This is a genomic window from Pseudomonas edaphica (assembly GCF_005863185.1).
Classification (GTDB): Bacteria; Pseudomonadota; Gammaproteobacteria; order Pseudomonadales; family Pseudomonadaceae; genus Aquipseudomonas; species Aquipseudomonas edaphica.
This window is the reverse complement of record NZ_VBVZ01000435.1, coordinates 1-5,337: the sequence shown is the minus strand read 5'-3', so window position 1 is coordinate 5,337 and position 5,337 is coordinate 1. Positions and strand designations below refer to the sequence as shown.

At 60.0% G+C, this 5,337-nt stretch carries 4 protein-coding genes; 2 read left to right on the top strand and 2 right to left on the bottom strand.

From position 1 onward, the window contains the following. On the top strand, positions 1-225 hold a 225-nt coding region (locus tag FEM54_RS23505), incomplete at its 5' end, for a hypothetical protein (protein ID WP_138453338.1). Here FEM54_RS23505 and FEM54_RS23500 read toward each other — a convergent pair. Together FEM54_RS23500 and FEM54_RS23495 are read right to left on the bottom strand one after the other, a co-directional pair. Next, positions 222-1,985, bottom strand: a complete 1,764-nt coding sequence (locus tag FEM54_RS23500) for a bifunctional diguanylate cyclase/phosphodiesterase (RefSeq protein ID WP_138453337.1) — start codon at positions 1,983-1,985, stop codon at positions 222-224. The two genes, FEM54_RS23505 and FEM54_RS23500, sit on opposite strands and share 4 nt — an antisense overlap. Before the next feature lie 118 nt (positions 1,986-2,103). Then, the gene (locus tag FEM54_RS23495; RefSeq protein ID WP_439899916.1) at positions 2,104-4,185 is read right to left on the bottom strand and encodes a carboxy terminal-processing peptidase; all 2,082 of its coding nucleotides are present in this window, start codon (positions 4,183-4,185) and stop codon (positions 2,104-2,106) included. A gap of 138 nt (positions 4,186-4,323) precedes the next feature. Here FEM54_RS23495 and FEM54_RS23490 point away from each other — a divergent pair, with 138 nt between their 5' ends. Continuing rightward, complete coding sequence (locus FEM54_RS23490; protein WP_138453336.1) at positions 4,324-5,286, top strand: zinc-binding dehydrogenase; 963 nt, start codon at positions 4,324-4,326, stop codon at positions 5,284-5,286. Positions 5,287-5,337: the final 51 nt, after the last annotated feature.

Here is a 5,337-nt window from a genome sequence, read left to right as displayed (position 1 = left end):
CTTGAGCACCTGGCCGCGTTGGACGCCAAGGCCGAGCAGCCGTTGCGCAGCTCGCTGGTGATCAGCCAGGGCGCCAGCCGCTTGCCGCGTACCGGTTTCTTTGAGTGTGTGGAGCGCCTGGGGCGTTTCAGCGGGCCGTCCGATGGTGTGGCTGCTGCGTCCTGGCATGCTTCGGAAGTGGTGCGGGTGTTCGAGTACGAGTACCCGGAGTCCGCCGAGGCCTAAGCGGGCAGGTTGTCCATGCTGTCGATCACATGGATGCTGTAGCCGGCGATGTCTTTGGCGTGGTGCTTGGCTTGCGAGGCCAGCTCCGCTAACTGGCTGGCATCCAGTTGTGCACAGGCCTGTGGATATAAATGCACCACGCCGATCGACAACGACAGCAAAGCGAATTCCTGGCGCACGCCCTGACGGTTCAAGGCCACGAAGCAACCGGCGTCCAAGTGCTCGGCACGATAGAAGCGTCGGCATTGGGTGTGGAAGTCATCCAGTAACTGGTTGAGCCGCTTGCGCCAATCCTGCGGGCCGAGCACCAGCAAAAAATCATCACCGCCGATATGCCCGACAAAATCGCGGCTAGGGTCAACCCGATCGTTCAGGCACTGCGCCAGGCACAACAACACCTCATCCCCACGCCCGTAGCCGTAGATATCGTTGAACGGCTTGAAGCTGTCGATATCCACGTAGCAGATCACCGACTCGCGTTGTTGCTGCAGCAACCGCGTCAGGCATTGCTGGATCGGCACATTGCCCGGCAGCAGCGTCAGTGGGTTGGCATAGCGTGCCTGCTGGATCTTCAGCTCGGTGATCAACTTGAGCACATCGATCACCCGACCCAGGCCCAGGTAGTCACCGTTGAGGGTGATGATGAAGTCTTCCTCGATCCGTTGCCGCGCGCGGCTGGTGAGCAGGCGGCTGACCTGTTGCAGGGACTGGCTCAACTCCACCGCCAGGAAGTCATCGCTCATCAAGCGGCTGATGGGTTTGCGCGCGAACAGGTCGGTGGCGAACGGTTTGAGCAGCGCATCCGACAACGAATGCCGGTGCACGATGCCGACCGGGTGACCGCGCCCATCCAGCACGGCCAGCGAGTTGAGGTTGGCCTGACGGCGGAAGGATTCGAGCACCTGGGCGGTGGCGGTGTCCTGATCCACCGCCGGTTGCTCGTTGAGCAAGGCGCTGAGGTCGCTGCCTTCTTCGTTGAGGGTGATGTTGGTGTGGTCCTGCTTGGGCAACATCAACCGCGCTTCCTGGGGCGGTTGTTCCTGGGGGCGGCAAAGCAGGTAGCCCTGGACCAGGTCAACGCCCATTTCCGTCAACACCGCCAACTCCTCCGGCAGCTCGATACCTTCGGCAATCACCTGGGCGCGGGATGCCTTGGCGATTTGCAGGATGGAGCCGACGAACTCGCGCTTGAGCGCATCCTGATGGATACCATCGATAAAGTGCCGGTCGATTTTCACGTAGTCCGGGCGCAGCTCAGACCATAAACGCAGGCTGGAATACCCGGCGCCCAAGTCATCCAGAGCGATGGCAAAACCCATGTCGCGGTAATGATGCAGCGCGGTTTGCAGCAGGTCGAAGTCGTCGGTGGGCGTTTGCTCGGTGAGTTCGATCACCACCTGGCTCGGCGGGATGCCGAAGTCGCGCAACAACTGCAAGGTGCGGCCCGGTTGATGCGCCGTCTCCATCAAGGACTCCGGCGAGATGTTCAGGAACAGCTTGCCCGGCAACTTTTGCTCGCTGAAGCGTCGGCAGGCACTTTCGCGGCAGGCCATTTCCAGTTCGCTGAGGCGCCCGGCATGGCTGGCCACGCTGAACAGGGCGACGGGGGAGTGCAAGGGGCTATTGTACGGGCCACGGCTGAGCGCTTCGTAGCCGAGGATTCGTCGCTCGGACAGGCAAATGATCGGTTGGAACAGGCTGTGTAAACTGCCTTGAGCCAGGATTGAGCCCAATGCATTCAGCTGTTCGGTCATGGTCATGGCGATCTCGATCGAAAAAAAAGGACCGCAGGCTAACGCCTGCGGTCCCTTCATTTCACGACAGAATGATGTCTATATGATGACACTCCGTGGAGCGCTCACATTAAATTGCCATCATTTACTGCTTGGCCACCTGCTTGCTGATTTTCAGGTAGTCCAGCAGAACCCGGCCTGTCTCGGACAGATAGGCGTCGTCTTCCGGCTTGGTTTTTTCCGGCTCGGCCGGCAGCGCATCTTCATCTTCTTTCTTCAGCTCTTTGAGCGGATCTTCGCCTTTGGCCTTGCGGCGAGCGTTTTCCAGTACAAGCTGCTGATTTTCGATGCTGGTGTGCTGCGCACGACGATCGACTTCGTTGAGGCTGACGGTTTTTTCTTCCATCAGCTTCTTGGCCAGGGCCAGTTTGTCGCGGATAAACACGAACTCGGCATCCTTGGCGGAGCGGGTCTCGTGGTCAGCCTTCAACTGCGTCAGGTACGGCTTGAACGGGTCCGAAGCCGGCTTGATCGCAGGGCGGATGGTGTCCCATGGCATTGCCTCAGGCAGCGCGCTTTCGCCGATTTCCTTGGTATCGATGATCGACGGGAAGTCCACATCCGGCAATACGCCCTGGTGCTGGGTGCTCTGCCCGGAAACCCGGTAGAACTTGGCAATGGTCAGCTTCAGTTCGCCATGGTTCAGCGGCTGAATGGTCTGCACGGTGCCTTTACCGAAGGTCTGGCCGCCAACGATCAACGCGCGGTGGTAGTCCTGCATGGCGCCGGCGAAAATCTCCGAAGCCGAGGCCGAGAGGCGGTTGACCAGCAGCGCCATCGGGCCTTTGTAGAACGCGCCCGGGTTCTCGTCTTCGAGCACGTCGACACGGCCGTCCGCGTTGCGGACCAACACGGTTGGGCCTTTGTCGATAAACAGGCTGGTCAGCTCGGTGGCTTCCTGCAGGGAACCGCCGCCGTTGTTGCGCAGGTCAATGACCACGCCGTCGACTTTCTCTTTCTGCAGTTCTGTCAGGATTTTCTTAACGTCACGGGTGGTGGACTTATAGTCAGGGTCACCGGCGCGGAACGCTTTGAAGTCCAGGTAGAACGCAGGAATCACCACCACGCCCAGTTTGTAGTCCTTGCCATCCTGCTTGAGGTTGAGGACTTGCTTCTGCACGGCCTGGTCTTCGAGTTTCACCGCTTCACGGGTGATGGACACGATCTTGCTGGTCTGGTCGTTCGGCGCATTGGTGTGCGGAATCACTTCCAGGCGCACCACGCTGCCTTTCGGCCCACGGATCAGCTTGACCACTTCGTCCAGGCGCCAGCCGACCACGTCGACCATCTCTTTGTCACCCTGGGCGACGCCGATGATCTTGTCGGCCGGTGCGACCTGCTTGGTCTTGTCGGCCGGACCTGCCGGCACCAGACGCACGATCTTGACCTGGTCATTGTCGCTTTGCAGGACGGCACCGATGCCTTCCAGCGACAGACTCATGTTGATGTCAAAATTTTCGGCGTTATCAGGCGACAGATAATTGGTGTGCGGGTCGTAGGACATCGCGAAGGTGTTGATGTAGGCCTGGAAGATATCTTCGGCGCGGGTCTGATCCAGACGTGCCAACTGATTCTTGTAGCGCTTGGTCAACAGCTCTTGAATGGCCTTGGGCTCTTTGCCGGCGATCTTCAGGCGCAGCACTTCGTCCTTGACGCGTTTGCGCCACAGGTCGTCGAGGGCGGCGGTACTGGTCAGCCAGGGCGCGTCCTTGCGATCCACCAGAAGGGTTTCCTTCTGGGTGAAGTCGAGCTTGTCGACGCCTTTGTTCAGCTCACCCAAGGCGAAGTCCAGACGCGCTTTGACGCGATCCAGGTAGCGCTTGTAGATGGTGAACGCAGGCTGCAGGTCGCCGCTCTTGAGGAAGTCGTCGAACTGGGTCTTCCACTTGTCGAACTCAGCGATATCGCTGGCCATGAAGTAGCTGCGCGACGGGTCCAGCAGCTTGAGGTAGCTGTCGTAGATGATCACCGAGCGCGCGTCGTCCAGCGGCGGCTTGCTGTAGTGATGGCGCTTGAGCAACTCGACGACGTTAAGGCTGGCAATCACCTCATCGCGATCAGGCTGAAGATTGTCCCAGCTATTGGCTGCGAACGTATTGGTCGACATCGACGCAAAGCCGAGACCAATGAAAAAAGCGAGGGCGGTACTGGGGAACAAATGCTTCATGCTGATTCGACGCGGGGGCAATTGATAACGCATATTAGGCCGTCTTTGAGGGAGCCGGTTCCATATGATCCGGTCGCATAATGCAAAAAGCCCGGCGCTACAGCTACGGGCTCAGTCCAGACTCACTATGGAGGCACTGTGAAAGCATTGCAAGGCGTTGAAGGTCATGTGGAGTGGATGGAAGAACCCAGTCCTACTTGCGATGTAGGCCAAGTTCGCATTCGGGTGGCGGCAGCGGGCCTTAATCGCGCCGATTTATTACAACGTGCGGGGCTCTATCCGCCACCTCCTGGCGCCAGCCAAGTGCTGGGCCTGGAGTGTTCCGGGGTGATCAGCGAGGTAGGCGCGGGTTCTTCCTGGCAAGTCGGCGACCGCGTCTGTGCGCTGCTGACCGGGGGCGGCATGGCCGAAGAAGTGGTGGTGGATGCCCGCCATGTGCTGCCGGTGCCTGAAGGTTTGACGTTGACCGAAGCGGCGGCGTTGCCCGAGGTGTACAGCACTGCGTGGCTGAATCTGTTCCAGTTGGCGGGCCTCAAGCCCGGCGAAAAGGTCTTGCTGCATGCCGGCGCCAGCGGCGTGGGTTCGGCAGCGATCCAGTTGTGCAAGGCGTTTGGCAGCCCGTGCTGGGTCAGCGTCGGCTCGGCAGAACGCCTGGCTTACTGCGAAGCACTCGGCGCCCAGGGCGGCGTGGTGCGTACCGACGGCATTGAAGGGCTGCGCGATTTCGGGCCGTTCGACGTGATCCTCGACCCGGTCGGCGGCAGTTATGCGGCGATGGATCTGAAGCTGTTGGCCCTCGATGGGCGTTGGGTATTGATCGGCTTGATGGGCGGCCGTGATGCGCAACTGGACCTGGCGCAGGTGCTGGGCAAGCGCATCCAGCTGCTGGGCTCGACCCTGCGCAGCCGCAGCGATCAGTTCAAGGCCGACCTGTTCAGCGACTTGAGCCAGCATGTGTGGCCGCTGTTTGTTGAAGGTCGCCTGAGCCCGCAACTGGCCAGGACGTTTGCGATCAAGGATGCTGAGGCAGCATTTGCTGAGCTGGCGACTAACCAGATTTCCGGCAAGTTGGTGTTGGTGATTGACGAGACCCTGGTCTGATCTCAAGTTGAAATACAGCCACTGTGGGAGCTGGCTTGCCTGCGATAGCGG

Coding starts and splice junctions, on each gene's coding strand:
- FEM54_RS23500 (WP_138453337.1), bottom strand. CDS start 1,985: ATGACCATGACCGAACAGCTGAATGCATTGGGCTCAATCCTGGCTCAA.
- FEM54_RS23495 (WP_439899916.1), bottom strand. CDS start 4,185: ATGAAGCATTTGTTCCCCAGTACCGCCCTCGCTTTTTTCATTGGTCTC.